The 20,133-nt window shown below is 60.6% G+C and carries 14 protein-coding genes; 11 read left to right on the forward strand and 3 right to left on the reverse strand.

Annotation, left to right across the window (positions count from 1 at the left end; translation table 11 throughout):
* Positions 1-120: 120 nt before the first annotated feature.
* Positions 121-384: a hypothetical protein gene (locus BW33_RS00640; protein ID WP_047596510.1), complete on the forward strand. Its 264-nt coding sequence runs from the start codon at positions 121-123 to the stop codon at positions 382-384.
* 89 nt (positions 385-473) lie between these two features.
* Here the strand turns inward: BW33_RS00640 and BW33_RS00645 are convergent, their stop codons facing one another.
* Both BW33_RS00645 and BW33_RS00650 read right to left on the reverse strand, forming a co-directional pair.
* Positions 474-1,577, reverse strand: coding sequence for a GlxA family transcriptional regulator (locus tag BW33_RS00645; protein WP_007949927.1), 1,104 nt, complete (start codon positions 1,575-1,577; stop codon positions 474-476).
* 604 nt (positions 1,578-2,181) lie between these two features.
* Positions 2,182-3,558 carry an L-serine ammonia-lyase gene (locus tag BW33_RS00650; RefSeq protein ID WP_047596511.1) on the reverse strand — a complete coding sequence of 459 codons (1,377 nt, stop codon included), beginning with the start codon at positions 3,556-3,558 and terminating at the stop codon, positions 2,182-2,184.
* A gap of 436 nt (positions 3,559-3,994) precedes the next feature.
* Here BW33_RS00650 and BW33_RS00655 point away from each other — a divergent pair, with 436 nt between their 5' ends.
* From BW33_RS00655 to choV, 3 genes are all read left to right on the forward strand, one after another.
* Entirely contained in the window at positions 3,995-4,942 is a 948-nt protein-coding gene (locus tag BW33_RS00655) for a choline ABC transporter substrate-binding protein (RefSeq protein WP_027610641.1), read from the forward strand.
* Positions 4,943-5,008: 66 nt separating this feature from the next.
* Positions 5,009-5,854: a choline ABC transporter permease subunit gene (gene choW / locus BW33_RS00660; protein ID WP_047596513.1), complete on the forward strand. Its 846-nt coding sequence runs from the start codon at positions 5,009-5,011 to the stop codon at positions 5,852-5,854.
* A complete protein-coding gene (gene choV / locus BW33_RS00665) occupies positions 5,851-7,029 on the forward strand; it encodes a choline ABC transporter ATP-binding protein (RefSeq protein WP_007962646.1) in 1,179 nt (392 codons plus the stop codon). Before choW ends, choV begins: the two co-directional genes overlap by 4 nt.
* 191 nt (positions 7,030-7,220) lie before the next feature.
* On the opposite strand, the gene betT is transcribed toward choV, so the two are convergent.
* Complete coding sequence (betT, locus tag BW33_RS00670) at positions 7,221-9,218, reverse strand: choline BCCT transporter BetT (RefSeq protein WP_047596514.1); 1,998 nt, start codon at positions 9,216-9,218, stop codon at positions 7,221-7,223.
* A gap of 428 nt (positions 9,219-9,646) precedes the next feature.
* Here betT and betI point away from each other — a divergent pair, with 428 nt between their 5' ends.
* The 7 genes from betI (at position 9,647) to dbpA (ending at position 19,993) form a co-directional block, all read left to right on the forward strand.
* Positions 9,647-10,240, forward strand: a complete 594-nt coding sequence (gene betI, locus BW33_RS00675) for a transcriptional regulator BetI (protein ID WP_047596515.1) — start codon at positions 9,647-9,649, stop codon at positions 10,238-10,240.
* Between the two features lie 89 nt (positions 10,241-10,329).
* Positions 10,330-11,802, forward strand: a complete 1,473-nt coding sequence (gene betB, locus BW33_RS00680) for a betaine-aldehyde dehydrogenase (RefSeq protein ID WP_047596516.1) — start codon at positions 10,330-10,332, stop codon at positions 11,800-11,802.
* Positions 11,803-12,038: 236 nt separating this feature from the next.
* On the forward strand, positions 12,039-13,742 hold the full coding sequence (gene betA / locus BW33_RS00685; protein ID WP_047596517.1) for a choline dehydrogenase: 1,704 nt from the start codon (positions 12,039-12,041) through the stop codon (positions 13,740-13,742).
* Between the two features lie 267 nt (positions 13,743-14,009).
* Positions 14,010-15,452, forward strand: a complete 1,443-nt coding sequence (locus BW33_RS00690; RefSeq protein WP_047596518.1) for a TldD/PmbA family protein — start codon at positions 14,010-14,012, stop codon at positions 15,450-15,452.
* On the forward strand, positions 15,452-16,789 hold the full coding sequence (locus BW33_RS00695; RefSeq protein WP_047596519.1) for a TldD/PmbA family protein: 1,338 nt from the start codon (positions 15,452-15,454) through the stop codon (positions 16,787-16,789). Before BW33_RS00690 ends, BW33_RS00695 begins: the two co-directional genes overlap by 1 nt.
* A gap of 151 nt (positions 16,790-16,940) precedes the next feature.
* Positions 16,941-18,380, forward strand: a complete 1,440-nt coding sequence (mdtD, locus tag BW33_RS00700; protein WP_047596520.1) for a multidrug transporter subunit MdtD — start codon at positions 16,941-16,943, stop codon at positions 18,378-18,380.
* Between the two features lie 275 nt (positions 18,381-18,655).
* Complete coding sequence (gene dbpA, locus BW33_RS00705) at positions 18,656-19,993, forward strand: ATP-dependent RNA helicase DbpA (RefSeq protein WP_236645185.1); 1,338 nt, start codon at positions 18,656-18,658, stop codon at positions 19,991-19,993.
* Positions 19,994-20,133 lie beyond the last annotated feature (140 nt).

Genomic DNA, 20,133 nt, shown 5'->3' on the forward strand with positions numbered 1-20,133 from the left:
TAGCCGAAAACGACCTGTTCATAGCCGTCGCGGCCACTGCGACAAATCGCCCTTGCCGTCACTCCCCCCGCCCACCAGAATCGAATCACGACCTCCGTTTGCCGAAGAAGGAAGCGCGCCATGATGTATGCCGATTTGATCGATCAGGAAGACTTGTTGGGCCAGCTCAAGGCATTGGGTATTCAAATGCCGAGCGGTTCAACCGCCGAGCAGGCCTGTGAGTGTGCGGTGCGCGGTCTGGACAATGTTCGCGCGTTTGAACTGCGCAAGATGGTCAAGGACATGTACACCAGTGGCGCCAGTATCCAGCCTGCGGTGCGCCAGGCGATCGACAAGCAGTTGTTGCCGGCGTTGGCGGATTACCAGCAAAGCCACAGCGCCTGACAGAAGATCAAATGATCGCAGCCTGCGGCAGCTCCTACAGTTGAAATGCGATTCCCTGTAGGAGCTGCCGCAGGCTGCGATCTTTTGCTTTACAGCCTTACGCTGGCAAACGTCGATTCATTGCGAGCCTGACTCAACGCCGACATCGGCCCAGACAGCGGCGACATCACGATCGCCTGCGGCAGCGGCAGCATCGCCACTTGCTGCGTGGTGTTGGAGCCTACGCGCTCGTCACGCGGCGGAATGCCGAAGTATTCGCGGTAGCACTTGGAGAAGTGCGGCGTCGACACGAACCCACACACCGAGGCGACTTCGATGATCGACATCGGCGTCTGCTTGAGCAGTTGCCGTGCGCGGATCAGGCGCAGCTTCAAGTAGTAGCGCGACGGCGAGCAGTGCAGGTATTTCTGGAACAGCCGCTCCAGCTGTCGACGCGACACGGCGACGTACACCGCCAGTTCGTCGAGGTCGATCGGCTCTTCGAGGTTGGCTTCCATCAGCGCGACGATTTCCTGCAGCTTCGGCTGATTGGTGCCGAGCATGTGCTTGAGCGGCACGCGCTGGTGATCCTGCTCGTTGCGGATGCGTTCGTAGACAAACATTTCCGAGATCGCGGCGGACAGCTCACGACCGTGATCGCGGCTGATCAGGTGCAGCATCATGTCCAGTGGCGCAGTACCGCCGGAACTGGTGAAGCGGTTACGGTCGAGGGTGAACAGGCGAGTGCTCATCGCCACGCGCGGGAAAGCTTCCTGCATCGCCGCCAGACATTCCCAGTGCACGCTGCAATCGAAACCGTCGAGCAGACCGGCACAAGCCAAAGCCCAACTGCCGGTGCACACCGCGCCGAGACGCTTGGACTGACGCGCCTGACTCTGCAACCAGGACACGTGTTCACGGGTCACGGTGCGCTGAATACCGATCCCGCCGCAAACGATCACGGTGTCCAGCGGTGGCGCTTTGTGCATGGAGGCATCGGGGGTGATTTGCAGACCGTCACTGGCCCACACCTGGCCGCCATCGACGGTCAGCGTGCTCCAGCGATACAGCTCACGACCGGACAATTGGTTGGCCATGCGCAGGGGTTCGACTGCGGAGGCCAGAGAAATCAGCGTGAAATTGTCCAGCAGCAGAAAGCCGATGGATTGAGGCGCACGGTTCTGGGGTTGGGCCCCGGAGTTGAACGACGTCATCGCGGTATCTCCTCACACAAAGCGGGTGATGGCCTCAGGCGGAGGCTCTTGTTATTGCCGGCGTTCTCGCGTGAGAGACGGGCTTTGTTATGACAGAGCAATTGCCATGCCTAAAATTGAATGGCTGTTCAATAACTCCTGAAAACGACGTCGCGACGTGTCTATTCAAGACGTCGGACACAGGGTATTTCGAAGTGCCATCAGCGGCGGTGAGAGCCCTGCCCCGCTGCCTGTGAGCAGATCGGTAGCACTTGTGGGAACGGGCTTGCGCGGGGTTGTTTCAGAGTGTCACCGCAGGCACAGGTGACGGACGGTAGAGGGGGCGAATGGCGCACCGTGGCTGGGAAACACTCTTATCTGATTGCGACGCGCTAAAAGGTGGCGTGATTTGATTACCATGTTCACTTGGTGAGCAGTTTTGACTGGTCTGCTCATATTCCAATAGGGAGGGTTGCAGGCTCTTGTGGCGAGGGAGCTTGCTTCCGCTGGACTGCGAAGCAGGCCCAAAACCAGACTTCGCGGTCCCTCAGTTGAAACCCACCAAATTGATTGCGACTGCAGCGCAGCCGAGCGGGAGCAAGCTCCCTCACCACAGAAAAATGTTTCAGCACTCAACCGCGCTAACGGCCAGACCACCCCGCGAGGTCTCTTTATATTTGTCATGCATATCTGCGCCGGTATCGCGCATGGTGCGGATCACCCGGTCCAGCGAGATGAAGTGCTGACCATCGCCACGCAAGGCCATCTGCGCCGCGTTGATCGCCTTCACCGCCGCGATCGCATTGCGCTCGATGCACGGCACCTGCACTAACCCGCCGACCGGATCGCAGGTCAGGCCAAGGTTGTGTTCCAGGCCAATTTCCGCCGCGTTGCACAATTGCTCCGGAGTCGCGCCGAGAATCTCCGCCAACCCCGCCGCCGCCATCGCGCAAGCCGAGCCGACCTCGCCCTGGCAACCGACTTCGGCACCGGAGATCGAGGCGTTCTTCTTGCACAGAATGCCCACCGCCGCCGCACCCAAGAAGTAGTCGACAACGTTGGCGTCGGTGACCGCTTCGCTGAACTTCATGAAGTAGTGCAGTACCGCCGGGATGATCCCCGCCGCACCGTTGGTCGGCGCCGTGACCATGCGCCCGCCGGCAGCGTTTTCTTCATTGACCGCGAGGGCGAACAGGTTGACCCACTCCATGGCACTGAGGGTCGAGCCGATCACGTTGGGCTTGTTCAATTCCTGCAGGCTGCGATGCAACTTGGCTGCACGCCGCCGCACATTGAGGCCACCGGGGAGGATGCCTTCGTGCTTGAGGCCCTGCTCGACGCAATCCTGCATCGCCCGCCACAACTTCATCAGCCCGGCGCGGATTTCCTCTTCGCTGCGCCAGACCTTTTCGTTGGCCATCATCAGTTCGGCGACACGCAGGTTGTTCTTTTGACACAGCTGCAGCAGCTCCACCGCGCTGGAAAAGTCATAAGGCAATTCGGTGCGATCCAGATCGACCACACCGCTGGATGCCTGCGCCTGATCCACCACAAAACCGCCACCGACCGAATAGTAGGTGTCGCGATGAATCTCGCCGTGATCGCCTTCGGCAACCAGTGTCATGGCGTTGGGATGGAACGGCAGGTTTTCGTCGATCAGGCGCATGTCACGAGCCCATATAAATGGCACCGACAGACGACCATCCAATAACAGCGTGTGAGTTTCGCGCAGCGCCTGGATTCGCCGGCCGATCTGCGACGGGTCGATTGCGTCCGGCCACTCGCCCATCAGGCCCATGATCACCGCGTTGTCACTGCCGTGACCGATGCCGGTAGCCGACAGCGAGCCGAACAGTTGCACTTCTATACGCCGTACCTGCTCCAGCAGGTGCCGGTCGCGCAGCGATTCGACAAACAGGGCGGCGGCGCGCATCGGGCCGACGGTGTGGGAACTGGACGGGCCGATGCCGATTTTGAACAGGTCGAAAACGCTGATAGCCATTGCTGCAGAGCTCCTGAGGATGCCGTTCCCGGGCGTAAAGCGCCCGCTGGCGGAGCTGCTACGCTCAAGCTGCGATCCGCCGGAATGCCCGCATCATCAGGCTTTTGTCAGGTCGCTCGGCGTCTGACACCGACGCACTCATGCCCACCAACGCCGTGCCGGTTTCCTCCCGTGTTTTCGCCGTTTTTATGCGGTTCAGATGGCCAAACGGGCCGGAAAAAAGCTGTAAACGACGTCACTGACACTGGATGCGACCATCCCTGTACTGGATACGACCCACCCTGTAGGCGTCAGATTTTCACTGGTACATGATCGTTATGACTCGATTGCAAGGCGCCGTGGTAGAGCTGTCTCCAGAACGCCATCCAACCGCAACCTATAAGTGCGGTGGTCCACAGTCGGAACACTGCCAAAAAAAACACCAAGGAGTCCATCCATGAAAGGTTCCCCATCGTTGTTGTTGGCCGCCATGCTGAGTCTGCCGTTACTGGCTCAAGCCGCAGAACCGGCGCAGTGCAGTACCGTGAACTTCTCCGATGTCGGCTGGACCGACATCACCGCCACCACCGCCACCACCTCGGTGGTGCTCGACGCCCTCGGCTACAAGACCAAGACCACCATGATCTCCGTACCGGTGACCTACAAGTCGCTGGCCGACGGCAAGAACATGGACGTGTTCCTCGGTAACTGGATGCCGACCATGGAAAACGACATCAAGGCCTACCGCGATGCCGGCACCGTCGAAGTGGTGCGCACCAACCTCAAGGGTGCCAAATACACCCTCGCCGTACCGCAAGCCCTGTACGACAAGGGTCTGCATGATTTCGCCGACATCGCCAAATTCAAGAAAGAGCTCGATGGCAAGATCTACGGCATCGAGCCTGGCAACGACGGCAACCGCCTGATCCAGAGCATGATCGACAAAGACGCTTTCGGTTTGAAAACCGCCGGCTTCAAGGTCGTCGAATCGTCCGAAGCGGGCATGCTCTCGCAGGTCGACCGCGCGCAGAAACGCGACACCGCCGTGGTCTTCCTCGGCTGGGCGCCACACCCGATGAACAAGCGCTTCAAGATTCAATACCTGACCGGCGGCGATGACTTCTTCGGCCCCGATTTCGGTGCTGCCACCGTGGCGACCAACACCCGCAAGGGTTACACCACCGAATGCAGCAACGTCGGTCAGTTGCTGAAGAACCTGGAGTTCACCGTCGACATGGAAAGTACCCTGATGGGCAACATCCTCGACGACAAGATGAAGCCTGAAGCAGCCGCCAAGGCCTGGCTGAAAAAGAACCCTCAGGTGCTCGATACCTGGCTCGCTGGCGTGACCACCATTGACGGTAAACCAGGCCTGGAGGCCGTGAAAGCCAAGCTCGCACAGTAATTGCCTTACGCCGGGCGAGTTCGCTCGTCCGGGCTGTTTATTCCTTGCATGCGGACGTTCACTACCATGCTGATTGATCAGAAAATCCCTTTAGGCCAGTACATCGCGGGCTTCGTTGAATGGTTGACGCAAAACGGCGCCAGCACCTTCGACGCAATCGCCGTGACGCTGGAAACGATGATCCACGGCGTGACGTTTGCGCTGACCTGGTTCAATCCTTTTGTCTTGATCGGCCTCATCGCCCTGCTCGCGCATTTCATCCAGCGCAAATGGGGGCTGACTGTTTTTGTGATTGCCTCGTTTCTGCTGATCCTCAACCTGGGGTACTGGCAGGAAACCATGGAAACCCTCGCCCAGGTCATGTTCGCGACCCTGGTCTGCGTGGTCATCGGCGTGCCGCTGGGCATCGTCGCCGCGCACAAGCCGATGTTCTACACTTTTATGCGTCCGGTACTCGATCTGATGCAGACCGTACCGACCTTCGTTTACCTCATTCCTACCCTGACCCTCTTCGGGCTGGGTGTGGTGCCGGGCCTGATCTCCACGGTGGTGTTCGCCATCGCTGCGCCGATCCGCCTGACCTACTTGGGCATCCGCGATGTCCCGCAAGAACTGATGGACGCCGGCAAGGCCTTCGGCTGCTCGCGTCGCCAATTGCTCTCACGGATCGAACTGCCTCACGCCATGCCGAGCATCGCTGCCGGCATCACCCAGTGCATCATGCTGTCGCTGTCGATGGTGGTGATCGCGGCACTGGTGGGCGCCGACGGACTCGGCAAACCGGTGGTCAACGCACTGAACACTGCTGATATCGCCCTGGGCTTCGAAGCGGGCCTGGCGATCGTACTGCTGGCGATCATGCTCGACCGTATCTGCAAACAACCCGACGCCAAAGTAGGGGGTGACGCATGAGCATAATTCGCTTCGATAACGTTGACGTGATCTTCACCAAGGATCCGCGCGAAGCACTGAAACTTCTCGATCAAGGCTTGACCCGCAGCGAGATCCTGAAAAAGACCGGGCAGATCGTCGGCGTGGAAAAGGCCAGCCTGGACATCAACAAGGGCGAGATATGCGTACTGATGGGCCTGTCCGGCTCCGGCAAGTCGAGCCTGCTGCGCTGCATCAACGGCCTCAACACCGTGAGTCGCGGCAAGCTGTTCGTCGAGCACGAAGGCAAGCAGATCGATATCGCTTCCTGCACGCCGGCCGAACTGAAAATGATGCGCACCAAACGCATCGCCATGGTGTTCCAGAAGTTCGCCCTGATGCCGTGGCTGACGGTGCGCGAGAACATCAGTTTCGGTCTGGAAATGCAGGGCCGACCGGAGAAGGAACGGCGCAAGCTGGTGGATGACAAGCTCGAACTGGTGGGTCTGACGCAATGGCGCAACAAGAAGCCCGATGAACTCTCCGGCGGCATGCAGCAGCGTGTGGGCCTGGCCCGGGCGCTGGCGATGGATGCCGACATTCTGCTGATGGACGAACCATTCTCGGCCCTCGACCCGCTGATCCGTCAGGGCCTGCAGGATGAACTGCTGGAACTGCAACGCAAGCTGAGCAAGACCATCGTGTTTGTGAGTCACGACCTCGACGAGGCGCTCAAACTGGGTAGCCGCATCGCGATCATGAAAGACGGCCGGATCATCCAGTACAGCGTGCCGGAAGAGATCGTACTCAATCCTGCAGACGACTATGTGCGCACCTTCGTGGCCCACACCAATCCGCTCAACGTCCTGTGTGGCCGCAGCCTGATGCGCACGCTGGACAACTGTAAACGCATCAACGGTTCGGTGTGCCTCGACCCGGGCGGCGACTCCTGGCTGGACCTGGCCGAAGGCAACACCATCAAAGGTGCGCGGCAGAACGGTTCGGTGTTGAACCTGCAGAACTGGGCACCGGGTCAAGCGGTGGAAGCCCTGGAGCGCAAGCCGACCCTGGTGGACTCGAACATCGGCATGCGTGACGCGCTGCAGATTCGCTACCAGACCGGCAACAAACTGGTGCTGCACGACAACAACCATGTGGTGGGGATTCTTGGCGACAGCGAGTTGTATCACGCGTTGCTGGGCAAGAATCTGGGGTAAGAAACCCGGACACAAAAACGCCGCGAGAGGATCGCGGCGTTTTTGTTTGAAGATCAAAAGATCGTCCGAACGCGGCCCGAACCTTCGGCAGCTCCTACAGGGCAATGCGATCCATGCAGGAGCTGCCGAAGGCTGCGATCTTTTAAAGAAACAACGCGGTGCTTCAGATCGAAACACCGCTCTCTTGTTGTTTAGCTGTACACCCGGCCAAGGAGCTGCCGATGGCTTTCAAACTGATCGAGCACATCGCGTGTGATCTGATCCTGCGTGAAGCCCATCAGGTCGTAGTCCTGGCTGCCGTTGTGCAGATACACCTCGGCACGGTAGTAACGCTGGCGCGCTTCATCGGACTGGGCCGATTCGGTCGGGGTCGCCAGGTAGCCGTCCAGGCTCACTTCATAGACGAAAGGATTGCCCTCTTCCATCTCGACGCGCACGCCCATGCAGCGCTTGGACTTGCCCAGCAGCGTCTGCACTTCCAGACCTTGTGCACGCAGTTGTGCAGCCGCGTCGTCCAGTGCCGGGGTCACGTGTTTGTCCATGAAGCGTTGCACCACCGACTGGCTCGGTTGCAGATCCAGCTGCGTCAGACGCTCGCTGAAACCACGACGACCGCGCTCAGCCAGCTGCGCCTGCTCCTGTTCGATCTGCACGTCTTGGCGCATCGCTTTGTGCAGCCCGAACATGAAGAACACCAGCACCACCGAGAACGGCAGACCGGCCAGCACCACCATGGTCTGCATGGCTTCAAAGTTACCGGCAAACAGCAGACCGATGGTCACCAGCGTGATCACTACAGACCAGAAGATCCGCAGCCAGTGCGGTGCATCTTCATCAACGTTGCCGCCCTTGCAGGACAGATTCGCCATCATCACCGCGCCGGAGTCGGCCGGAGTCAGGAACAACACGAAACCAACAAAGATCGACACACCGATGACGACTTTCGACGCCGGGTAGTGTTCCAGCAGCTGGTAGATCGCCATCGACGGTTGTTCCAGCGCCGTCTTGCCGAGTTCCACCGCCCCCTGATTCATCACCAGGTCCAGTGCCGAGTTACCGAAGATCGACAGCCACGCCAGAGTGAAACCCAGCGGAATCAGCAGCACGCCCGCGACCAGTTCACGCACGGTACGACCACGGGAAATACGCGCGATGAACATGCCGACGAATGGCGCCCAGGAAATCCACCAGGCCCAGTAGAACAGAGTCCACAGGCCCAGCCAGCGGTCGGACTTGGCGCTGTCGCCTTCATAGACGTACAGGTCGAAGGTCTTCAGCACCACGCCGTTGAGGTAGTCGCCGATGTTCTGCACGAAGCCGTTGAGCAGGTGCAAGGTCGGGCCGAACAGCAGGACGAAAATCAGCAGACCGCTGAACAGCACGATGTTCAGGTTGGACAGACGACGAATGCCGTTTTCCACACCGGACACGGCAGCGATGGTCGCCACGGTGCTCATCACGATGATCACGATCAAAAGGTTAGTGTTGCTGTGTTCCATGCCGAACAGGTTTTCCAGGCCCGAGGACACTTGCAGCGAGCCGATCCCCAGGTTGGTCACCAGACCCAGCAGGGTCACAAACATGCCGAAGCCGTCCACTGCGTGACCGGCGGCGCCCTTGACCCAACGCTCGCCGACCAGCGGATACAGCGCCGAGCGCAGGGCCAATGGTTGGTTATGACGGTAAGCGAAGTACGCCACGGCCAGACCGACCAGTGCGTAGATCGCCCAGCCGTGCAGGCCCCAGTGCAGGAAAGTCAGTTGCACCGCCTGACGCGCAGCCAGGTTGGTGGCCGCTGCGCCTTCCGGCGGATTGAAGTAATGGTCCAGCGGTTCGGAAGCGCCGAAGTACAGCAGCGAAATGCCGATACCCGACGAGAACAGCATCCCCGCCCAGGCGCCGTAACTGAAGTCCGGGGTGTCGTCCTTGCTGCCCAGTTTGAGTTTGCCGTAGGAGGAAAACGCCAGGCCCACCACAAACACCAGGTAAGCGGCGATTACTACCATGTAGTACCAGCCGAAGCTGCGCGACAACCAGGCCTGAGCCATACCCAACATTCTGCCGGCCTCTTGCGGGGCAATGATCAGAATGGCGGTCAACAACAGAATCAACGCGGTAGAGGTGTAAAACACCCAACCGTTGACCGTCACCTTCTCGGGCGGGGTCTTTATTAGCGAGGCAGAACTCATGGCACAAATGCTCCAGGCAGTGCGAGAGAAGAACACAAGGCAACACGGAACCCGACCAATCGGTTAGTTGGCAGCCGACCGGCGGGTGATATAAAGACACCCCGAAAAAAGCCCGAACCTGCCGAAATGGCGTTGCGAATCGCTTTCGTGGCCAAAGCTGTGCGGACGTTCATCCGAAACCTGGCCCCGAGCGTCTTGCCCATTCAACACGTCCATCGAACAGCGAATCGCGCCATGCCCCACGCAGGTTTCAAGCATTTTCGGATGTCGTTTTATCGCCATTTACAAGCAGAAAAAATCTGTAGGCAGCGACGATTTGTCGCAGATCTTATTCTTTGTTGATTGAACGTTCAATCAAAACAAAATAGACTGGCCCTCAATCCGATAGGCGTTTATCGCCCGTTGGAAGGCCTAAGGAGATGTGCAAGATGCCCAAGGTCGGTATGCAACCCATCCGCCGCCAACAACTGATCGAAGCCACGTTGCAAGCGGTCGACCAGGTCGGTATGGGGGACGCCAGCATTGCGCTGATCGCCCGTTTGGCAGGTGTCTCGAATGGCATCATCAGTCACTATTTTCAGGACAAGAACGGCCTGATTGCCGCCACGATGCGGTATCTGATGAACGTCCTCAGCGAGAGCGTCACCGCGCGCCGACAGGCGCTGGCAGACAGCAGCCCACGGGCGCATCTGCAGGTGATCGTCGAAGGCAACTTCGACGCCAGCCAGGTCAATGGCCCGGCAATGAAAACCTGGCTGGCCTTCTGGGCCACCAGCATGCACCAGCCGTCTTTGCACAGGTTGCAGCGGATCAACGATCACCGTCTGTATTCCAACCTGTGCTGCGAGTTCCGCCGTGTGCTGCCGCTCGAAGATGCGCGCAGCGCAGCGCGTGGGCTGGCAGCGTTGATTGACGGTTTGTGGTTGCGCGGCGCGTTGTCGGGAGACGCTTTCGACACGGTGCAGGCGCAACAGATCGCTTACGAATACATGGATTTCCAATTGGCCAAGCAGGTGAGTTAGAGCACACAGAAAACGCTCGACCCCTGAACCGCCATCGCAGCAGCACCGCGATGGTCAACGCCAACCACCAATGCACTTGCGAGGACACTATGGCCCGTTTCGAACTGCAAAAACTCTACATCGATGGCGCGTACTCCGACGCTGGCAGCGATGCCACTTTCGAAGCCATCAACCCGGCGAACGGTGAAGTCCTCGCCCAAGTGCAACGTGCGACCAAGGAAGACGTCGAGCGTGCCGTGGTCAGCGCTGAAAAGGGCCAGAAAATCTGGGCCGCGATGACCGCCATGGAGCGTTCGCGCATCCTGCGTCGCGCCGTCGACATCCTGCGCGAGCGCAACGATGAACTGGCTGCTCTGGAAACCCTGGACACCGGTAAAGCCTTCTCCGAAACCAAATACGTCGACATCGTCACCGGCGCCGACGTGCTGGAATACTACGCAGGCCTGGTGCCGGCGATCGAAGGCGAGCAGATCCCATTGCGTGACACTTCCTTCGTCTACACCCGTCGCGAGCCGCTGGGCGTGGTCGCCGGTATCGGCGCGTGGAACTACCCGATCCAGATCGCGCTGTGGAAATCCGCACCAGCCCTGGCGGCCGGTAACGCGATGATCTTCAAGCCAAGCGAAGTCACCTCACTGACCACCCTGAAACTGGCCGAGATCTACACCGAAGCCGGCCTGCCAAACGGCGTGTTCAACGTACTGACCGGCAGCGGCCGTGAAGTCGGCACCTGGCTGACCGAGCACCCGCGCATCGAGAAAGTCTCTTTCACCGGCGGCACCGACACCGGCAAGAAAGTCATGGCCAGCGCTTCGGCTTCGTCGCTCAAAGACGTGACCATGGAACTGGGCGGCAAGTCGCCGCTGATCATCTGCGACGACGCCGACCTCGATCGCGCCGCCGACACCGCGATGATGGCCAACTTCTACAGCTCCGGTCAGGTTTGCACCAACGGTACTCGCGTATTCGTACCGAGCCACCTGAAAGCCGCTTTCGAAGCCAAGATCGTCGAGCGCGTAGCGCGCATCCGCATCGGCAACCCGGAAGACGAAAACACCAACTTCGGCCCGCTGGTCAGCTTCGCCCACATGGAAAGCGTGCTGGGTTACATCGCCAAGGGTAAAGAAGAAGGTGCCCGCGTGCTGTGCGGCGGCGAGCGTCTGACCGATGGCGAATTCGCCAAAGGTGCCTTCGTTGCACCAACCGTGTTCACTGACTGCACCGACGAGATGACCATCGTCCGTGAAGAAATCTTTGGCCCGGTGATGGCGATCCTCTCCTACGAGACCGAAGAAGAAGTGATCCGCCGCGCCAACGACACCGACTTCGGCCTGGCCGCCGGTATCGTCACCAAAGACCTGAACCGCGCGCACCGCGTGATTCATCAACTGGAAGCCGGTATCTGCTGGATCAACGCCTGGGGCGAGTCCGACGCAAAAATGCCGGTGGGCGGTTACAAGCAGTCGGGCGTGGGTCGTGAAAACGGCATCAGCTCGCTGGCCAACTACACACGCATCAAATCGGTACAGGTCGAGCTGGGCGATTACGTCTCGGTGTTCTGATCTGACGCAGAGTCTAGATGGGGCCTTTGTGGTGAGGGGATTTATCCCCGACGGGCTGCGAAGCAGCCCCCATCCAGACCCTGCAACTCTCCAGACAGAACTCATTCGCTGGCTTTACGACTGCTGCGCAGCCGGTCGGGGATAAATCCCCTCACCACAGGGGATTTTCTCCTCACCACAGGTTTTGCAGTGTTCCGGCGATCTTGACCTGACCACATCTAAAGAGGGTGCATTCAATGTCCCAAGAATTCGATTACATCATCATCGGTGCCGGCTCGGCCGGTAACACCCTGGCGACCCGTCTGACTGAAGACGAAGGCGTCACCGTGCTGCTGCTCGAAGCAGGCGGCCCGGACTACCGTTTCGACTTCCGCACACAAATGCCCGCTGCGCTGGCGTTCCCGCTGCAGGGTCGTCGCTACAACTGGGCCTACGAAACCGATCCGGAGCCACACATGGACGGTCGCCGGATGGAATGCGGTCGCGGCAAGGGTCTCGGCGGTTCCTCGCTGATCAACGGCATGTGCTACATCCGTGGCAACGCGATGGACTACGACGGCTGGGCGAAACTGCCAGGTCTGGAAGACTGGTCGTACCTCGACTGCCTGCCGTACTTCCGCAAAGCGGAAACCCGCGACATCGGCCCGAACGATTACCACGGTGGCGACGGCCCGGTCAGCGTGACCACGCCGAAGGCGGGCAACAACCCGCTGTTCCACGCCATGGTTGAAGCCGGCGTGCAGGCCGGTTACCCGCGCACCGAAGACTTGAACGGCTACCAGCAGGAAGGCTTCGGCCCGATGGATCGCACCGTGACGCCAAACGGCCGTCGTGCTTCCACCGCCCGCGGCTACCTCGACGTCGCCAAGAAGCGCTCGACCCTGACCATCGTCACCCACGCCCTGACCGACAAGATTCTGTTCGAAGGCAAGCGTGCGGTCGGCGTGCGTTACCTGGTCGGTTCGGCGGAAGAGCGCGTTGAAGCCAAGGCACGTAAAGAAGTCCTGCTGTGCTCCGGCGCCATCGCTTCGCCGCAGATTCTGCAGCGCTCCGGTGTCGGTCCGGCAAAACTGCTGGAAAGCCTCGACATCCCGGTGGTCCACGACCTGCCGGGCGTCGGTGAAAACCTGCAGGATCACCTTGAGCTGTACCTGCAATACGCCTGCACCCAACCGGTCTCGCTGTACCCGTCGCTGCTCTGGTACAACCAGCCGGCCATCGGTGCCGAGTGGCTGTTCAACGGCACCGGCATCGGCGCCAGCAACCAGTTCGAAGCCGGCGGCTTCATTCGTTCCCGTCCAGAATTCGAGTGGCCGAACATCCAGTACCACTTCCTGCCGGTAGCGATTAACTACAACGGCAGCAACGGTGTGAAAGAGCACGGCTTCCAGGCGCACATGGGTTCCATGCGCTCGCCGAGCCGCGGTCGCATCCAGCTCAAATCCAAGGATCCGCGTCAGCACCCGAGCATCCTGTTCAACTACATGGCCACCGAGCAGGACTGGCAGGAATTCCGTGACGGCATCCGCCTGACCCGCGAAATCATGCAACAGCCGGCCCTGGACGCCTTCCGTGGCCGCGAAATCAGCCCGGGCATCGACGTGCAAACCGATGAGCAGCTGGACAAGTTCATCCGCGAGCACGCCGAAACCGCGTTCCACCCATCCTGCTCGTGCAAGATGGGCACCGACGAGATGGCAGTTGTGGATGGCGAAGGTCGCGTGCACGGCATGCAGAGCCTGCGTGTGGTCGATGCTTCGATCATGCCGATCATCACCACCGGCAACCTCAACGCGCCGACGATCATGATCGCCGAGAAAATCGCCGACAAGATCCGTGGCCGCAAGCCACTGCCGCGTAGCAACGCTGCCTACTACGTTGCTGGCGGTGCGCCGGTGAAAGGCAAGCCGATGCGTGATATCACGCCTGTTGCTCAGTAAGACGTAATACCGAGGCGCGGCCTTCGCGAGCAGGCTCGCTCCCACATTGGATCTGTGTCGTTCACAAATCAAATGTAGGAGCGAGCCTGCTCGCGAAGGGGCCCTCACATTCAGCACAAATTCCCCTGCTGCACAGTAAATCCTCCTACACCCCCTCTTCACTTGATCCTACCCCCACGCAGGCCTACTCTAGACCTCGCGCAATCGTTTCACCCCTTCCCCGCCGAATCGCTTGACCCCGCAACTCCATAACAAGGAGGTTCCCGAATGTTCGATTTCCACCCCCAGCTCAAGCAGCGCTTTGCTGCCTTGCGCACGGGCGCCGAGTTTTTTTCCCTGCGGTATGTACGCGAGTCCGGCCAATACCTGTCGGTGCGCAAGAACGTCGCCGAACCGCCGAGCCTGAGCCGTGACGAAGGGGCGATGCTCACTGTGCGGGTCAACGGTGTCGAGGCATACGCCGCTACCAACGACCTGTCGCAGCAAGGCCTGCAAGCCGCCCTTGAGCGCGCCGAGCAGCAGGCCCGGCGGCTCAAGCCTCACGCCCTGCTTGATCTGCGCGATCAGCCAGTGTCGAGCGATCGCGCTGATTACTTTTCACCCAATCTTGCGCAACCCTTCCCGTCCCTAAGCGAGTGCTTCGAGCTGCTCGGCGCGGAATCCGCCTCGGTGCCAAAGGATGAGCGCCTGGTGAATTGGCAAGCGAGCATCGGCATCACCCACGTCGAGCAGATCTACCTGAGCAGCGCCGGGGCCGAATTGCGCCAGGCCCAGCGCTTCGTTTATCCAAGTCTCGATGTCACGGCTTATGACGGCAATGACAGCCAGACCCGCTCCCTAGGCCGCGAAAACTTCGGCCAGCAGGGCGGCGCGGACGTGATCAGCCGTTGCGGCCTGGTCGGCGCAGGCCCGAAAGTGGCCGATCAGGCCCTGCAACTGTTGCTCGCGCCGAACACTCCGCAAGGCCCGCGCGATCTGTTGCTGATGCCCGACCAGATGATGCTGCAGATTCACGAGTCCATCGGTCACCCGCTGGAGCTGGACCGTATCCTCGGTGATGAGCGCAACTACGCCGGTACCAGCTTCGTCAAAACCAGCGACTTCGGCAGCCTGCAATACGGCTCGAAGCTGCTCAATGTGACCTTCGATCCGGACATTCCCGAAGAGCTGGCCAGCTACGGCCACGATGACGATGGCAGCAAGGCCAGCAAACAATTCCTGATTCGCGAAGGCTTGCTGCTGCGGCCATTGGGCGGGGCGCTGTCGCAGTTCCGTGCCGGTCTCGACGGGGTTGCCAATAGCCGTGCCTGCGGCTGGAACCGGCCGCCGATCGACCGCATGGCCAACCTCAACATCGAGCCAGGCGATCAGTCGCTGACGCAAATGATCAGCGGCATCGAGCACGGCATTCTGATGAGCACCAACCGTTCGTGGTCGATTGACGATGCACGCAACAAATTCCAGTTTGGCTGCGAGTGGGGTCAGTTGATCGAGAACGGTGAACTCAAGGGTGTGGTGAAAAACCCGAATTACCGGGGCATTTCCGCGCAGTTCTGGAAGAGCCTGCGTGCGGTCGGCAATGCCGACACCCGTAGGGTGCTGGGCACGCCAAACTGCGGCAAGGGCGAGCCGAACCAGGTGATCCGCGTCGGCCACGCTTCACCGGCCTGCGTATTCAGCAACGTTGATGTGTTTGGGGGAGACGCCTGATGAGCATTTCGAAGAGTCAGTCCGACGCCTTCAAGGTCATGGTCAATTGGCTGCGCGACAGCGTGCGCGAGCCGGAACAATTCACCCTCAGTTATGCCGCCGAATCCTCGGCGTTCGTGCGTTTCAACCACGCCAAGGTGCGTCAGGCCGGCCAGGTGCAGCAAGCCAACGTCGGGCTGAAGCTGATCAACGACGGCCGCCACGCCGACCTGCACATCACCCTGTCCGGTGATCAGGAAGCCGATCTGCAACGCCTCGCCGAAGGCCTGCAACAACTGCGCGAAACCCTGCCGCTGCTGCCGCAGGATCCGTACCTGCTGCTCAACCACAACGGCTGGCAGAGCAACAACGTGCAGGCCCATCCGCTGCCGGACACCGAGCAGGTGGTCGAGCAAATCTGCACCGCTGCTGAAGGTCTCGATCTGGTCGGTTTCTATGCTGCCGGCCCGATCAGCCGCGGTTTCGCCAGCTCCTCGGGGGCGTTTGGCTGGCATCAGGCCAACAGCTTCAACTTCGACTTCAGTCTGTTCCACGACAATGGCGAAGCGGTAAAGGCCAGCTACGCCGGGCACGAATGGAGCAGCGAAGGCTTCGCCCGACGCTTCCAGCAGGCGCGCGAGCAACTGGCGTTCCTCGGTCGACCGTTGCGCACGCTGGCACCGGGGCAATACCGCGCATACCTGGCGCCGGCCGCGCTGGAAGAAATCATGGGCATGCTCAGCTGGGGCGGTTTCTCCGCGCAGTCGATTGCCAGCAAAAGCAGCCCGCTGCAGAAGCTGTATGTCGGCGATCAGACGTTCAGTCCGCTGGTATCGCTGGATGAGCAAGTCAGCGGTTCATTGAGCCCGGCGTTCTCCGGCGAAGGTTATCCGCGCAGCGATCTGCGACTGATCGTCGAAGGCAAGGCTGGCGATCAACTGGTCGGTTCGCGCAGTGCCGCCGAATACGGTCTTACCGCCAACGGCGCCGGCGGCGGTGAAATGCCGAGTGCGCTGAACATGGCGCCCGGTGATCTGTCACAGGCAGAGATCCTCAAGCAGTTGGGCACCGGGCTGTACATCAGCAATCTGTGGTACCTGAACTACTCGGATCAACCGGCAGCACGCCTGACCGGCATGACTCGCTTCGCAACTTTCTGGGTCGAGAATGGCGAGATTCAGGCGCCGGTCAGTACCATGCGTTTCGACGACAGCGCCTACAGCCTGCTGGGTTCGCAGCTGGAAGCATTGACCGCCGAGCGTGAGTTGCTGCTGTCGGCGAGCACGTATAGCCAGCGCAATACGTCGTCGGCGCTGCTGCCGGGGGCGCTGGTGAGCCGACTTACATTAACGCTGTAAACGCAAAACCTGTGGGAGCGAGCCTGCTCGCGAAAGCGGTAGATCAATCAACATCAATGTTGAACGAAATGGCCTCTTCGCGAGCAGGCTCGCTCCCACACTGACCGCGCTCGACAATGGATATGCATTAACTCCAACCACAAGAGGTTCCATGCCCACTCGCCCGCCTCTCGATGCCATCACCGCACGCTGGTTGCCGTGGGTCGTCGCCATTGCGTTCTTCATGCAGTCCCTCGACGGGACCATCCTCAACACCGCCCTGCCGGCCATGGCCCGGGATCTGGCCGAAGACCCGTTGCGCATGCAAGGCGTGGTCATCGCCTACATGCTCACCGTAGCGTTGCTGATTCCGGCCTCGGGCTGGATCGCCGATCGCTTCGGCACCAAGAAGATTTTCTTCGGCGCGATCCTGCTGTTCAGTTTCGGCTCGCTGCTCTGCGCCTTGTCCAGCAGTCTGAGCATGCTGGTCGGCGCGCGGGTGATCCAGGGTCTGGGCGGCGCATTGATGTTGCCGGTCGGACGGCTGGTGGTGCTGCGCGCCTACCCACGTTCGGAGCTGGTGCGGATCATGGGCTTCATCACCATTCCCGGCCTGCTCGGCCCGCTGATCGGCCCGACCATGGGCGGCTGGATGGTGCAATACCTGACGTGGCACTGGATCTTTCTGATCAACCTGCCGGTCGGTGTTCTGGGCTGCTATGCGGTGTGGAAATTCATCCCCGACCTGCGCGGTACTGAACGCACGCGCTTCGACAGCCTCGGTTTCCTGCTGTTTGGCGCGGCGATGATCCTGATCACCATCGCCATGGAAGGTCTGGGCGAATTGCACTTGCCGCACTTGCGGGTGATGTTGCTGCTGTTCGGCGGTCTGGCCTGTCTGGCGGCGTACTGGCTGCGCGCCGGGCGTGTCGAGAATCCGCTGTTCGCCCCGTCGTTGTTCAAGACGCGAACCTTCGCGGTCGGAATCATCGGCAACCTGTTCGCCCGCCTGGGCAGTGGCGCCCTGCCGTTTCTGGTGCCGTTGCTGCTGCAGGTGGCGCTGGGTTACTCGCCGTCGCAGGCCGGGATGAGCATGCTGCCGCTGGCCGCCGCAGCGATGTTTGCCAAGTGGATGGCGCGACCACTGATCGAACGCCTCGGCTATCGCATTGTGCTCACCGGCAACACCCTGGCACTGGGGATCATGCTGGCGAGCATGGGCCTGGTCAGCGAGCAGACGCCGTACTGGCTGCTGCTGTGCCTGCTGGCGGTTCTCGGCGCGATCAACTCGCTGCAATTCACCGCGATGAACACCGTAACCCTGATCGACCTCGACGACGCCAGCGCCAGCAGCGGCAACAGCTTGCTGTCGGTGGTGGCGCAATTGTCGTTGAGTCTGGGCGTGGCCTGCGCCGGTGCATTGCTCGGAGGGTTTACGGCGGAGATCGGCAACGACGGCGTCGAGACCGTGCTGGGCGCGTTCCAGTTGACGTTTGTCACGGTGGGGATCATGGCGATGCTGGCGGCGACGATCTTCTCGCAACTGTCGAAAGAGGACGGTCGCCGGGTCAAACGCCCGGATGAACATCCGGATGAGCACATCGAACACTGAAAAACAGTGAATGCTTTTGTGGCGAGGGAGCTTGCTCCCGCTGGACTGCGCAGCAGCCCCTCTTTTGACTAGAAGAGCGGGGCCGCTTCGCGCCCCGGCGGGAGCAAGCTCCCTCGCCACAGTTGAATCCCTTCCCATGGGTTTTAGGCACTGTTCGTCCAGAACTTTCGAGGAAAGTGGCACGGGGCTGCTACACTGCGCGACATTTTGTTTTGCAGGCCAGTCCCGTGACCACCATCGCCACCGCTTTTAATACTCTGCCGCTGTCCGCCGCCATGCTGGCTAACCTCGAATCCCTCGGTTATGCCCAGATGACGCCGATCCAGGCGCAGAGCTTGCCGGTGATCCTCAAGGGGATGGACCTCATCGCCCAGGCCAAGACCGGCAGCGGCAAGACCGCCGCCTTCGGCATCGGCCTGCTCAATCCGATCAACCCGCGCTACTTCGGTTGCCAGGCGCTGGTGATCTGCCCGACCCGTGAGCTGGCCGATCAGGTCGCCAAGGAAGTCCGCCGTCTGGCCCGTGCCGAAGACAACATCAAGGTCCTGACCCTGTGCGGCGGCGTGTCGTTCGGCCCGCAAATCGCTTCGCTGGAGCACGGCGCGCACATCATCGTCGGCACCCCGGGGCGTATCCAGCAACACCTGCGCAAGGGTTCGCTGGTGCTCGACGGCCTGAACACGCTGATCCTCGACGAAGCCGACCGCATGCTCGACATGGGCTTCTACGACGCCATCGAAGACATCATCGAAAAGACGCCGGCACGCCGTCAGACCTTGCTGTTCTCCGCCACTTATCCGGTAGGCATCAAGCAACTGGCGTCGAAATTCATGCGCGATCCGCAGACGGTGAAAGCCGAAGCGTTCCACGACGACACGCAGATCGAGCAGCGCTTCTACGAGATTTCCCCGGAAGAGCGCATGAGCGCAGTGACCAAAGTCCTGCACCACTTCCGCCCGGCCTCCTGCGTGGCATTCTGCTTCACCAAGCAGCAGGTGCAGGAAACCGTCGACCATCTGACCGCCAAAGGCATTTCCGCCGTCGGCCTGCATGGCGATCTGGAACAGCGTGATCGCGATCAGGTGCTGGCAATGTTCGCCAACCGCAGTACGTCGGTACTGGTCGCCACCGACGTCGCCGCCCGTGGTCTGGACATCGACGCGCTGGACATGGTGATCAACGTCGAACTGGCCCGCGACTCGGAAATCCACATTCACCGTGTCGGCCGTACCGGTCGCGCTGGTGAGAAAGGCATCGCGGTCAGCCTCGTCGCACCGTCCGAAGCACATCGCGCGCAAGCCATCGAACAGCTGCAGAAAGCTCCGCTGAACTGGGATCAGGTGGACAACCTCAAGTCCCAGGGCGGTGCCCCGCTGCAGCCACCGATGAGCACCCTGTGCATCGCCGGCGGGCGCAAGGACAAGGTACGTCCGGGCGACATCCTCGGCGCACTGACCGGCGACGCCGGCATCCCGGGCGCGCAGGTCGGCAAGATCGCGATTTTCGACTTCCAGTCGTATGTCGCCGTTGAACGCACCGTGGTCATGCAGGCACTGCAGCGCTTGAACAACGGCAAGATCAAAGGCCGTTCTCTGCGCGTACGGGTTTTGTAAGAACGACGCACATCCCCCTGTAGGAGCTGCCGCAGGCTGCGATCTTTTGATCTTGACCTAAAAAACAAGATCAAAAGATCGCAGCCTCGTTTCACTCGACAGCTCCTACCGTTCGTTTTGTGGTGATATTTCAGAGGACA

Origin of the sequence: Pseudomonas sp. RIT288 (genome assembly GCF_000631985.1) — a bacterium.
Taxonomy (GTDB): domain Bacteria; phylum Pseudomonadota; class Gammaproteobacteria; order Pseudomonadales; family Pseudomonadaceae; genus Aquipseudomonas.

Bases quoted from the DNA above. Each gene is read 5' to 3' on its own strand.
- BW33_RS00640 (WP_047596510.1), top strand. From the start codon at position 121: ATGATGTATGCCGATTTGATCGATCAGGAAGACTTGTTGGGCCAGCTC.
- BW33_RS00645 (WP_007949927.1), bottom strand. From the start codon at position 1,577: ATGACGTCGTTCAACTCCGGGGCCCAACCCCAGAACCGTGCGCCTCAA.
- BW33_RS00650 (WP_047596511.1), bottom strand. From the start codon at position 3,558: ATGGCTATCAGCGTTTTCGACCTGTTCAAAATCGGCATCGGCCCGTCC.
- BW33_RS00655 (WP_027610641.1), top strand. From the start codon at position 3,995: ATGAAAGGTTCCCCATCGTTGTTGTTGGCCGCCATGCTGAGTCTGCCG.
- choW (WP_047596513.1), top strand. From the start codon at position 5,009: ATGCTGATTGATCAGAAAATCCCTTTAGGCCAGTACATCGCGGGCTTC.
- choV (WP_007962646.1), top strand. From the start codon at position 5,851: ATGAGCATAATTCGCTTCGATAACGTTGACGTGATCTTCACCAAGGAT.
- betT (WP_047596514.1), bottom strand. From the start codon at position 9,218: ATGAGTTCTGCCTCGCTAATAAAGACCCCGCCCGAGAAGGTGACGGTC.
- betI (WP_047596515.1), top strand. From the start codon at position 9,647: ATGCCCAAGGTCGGTATGCAACCCATCCGCCGCCAACAACTGATCGAA.
- betB (WP_047596516.1), top strand. From the start codon at position 10,330: ATGGCCCGTTTCGAACTGCAAAAACTCTACATCGATGGCGCGTACTCC.
- betA (WP_047596517.1), top strand. From the start codon at position 12,039: ATGTCCCAAGAATTCGATTACATCATCATCGGTGCCGGCTCGGCCGGT.
- BW33_RS00690 (WP_047596518.1), top strand. From the start codon at position 14,010: ATGTTCGATTTCCACCCCCAGCTCAAGCAGCGCTTTGCTGCCTTGCGC.
- BW33_RS00695 (WP_047596519.1), top strand. From the start codon at position 15,452: ATGAGCATTTCGAAGAGTCAGTCCGACGCCTTCAAGGTCATGGTCAAT.
- mdtD (WP_047596520.1), top strand. From the start codon at position 16,941: ATGCCCACTCGCCCGCCTCTCGATGCCATCACCGCACGCTGGTTGCCG.
- dbpA (WP_236645185.1), top strand. From the start codon at position 18,656: ATGCTGGCTAACCTCGAATCCCTCGGTTATGCCCAGATGACGCCGATC.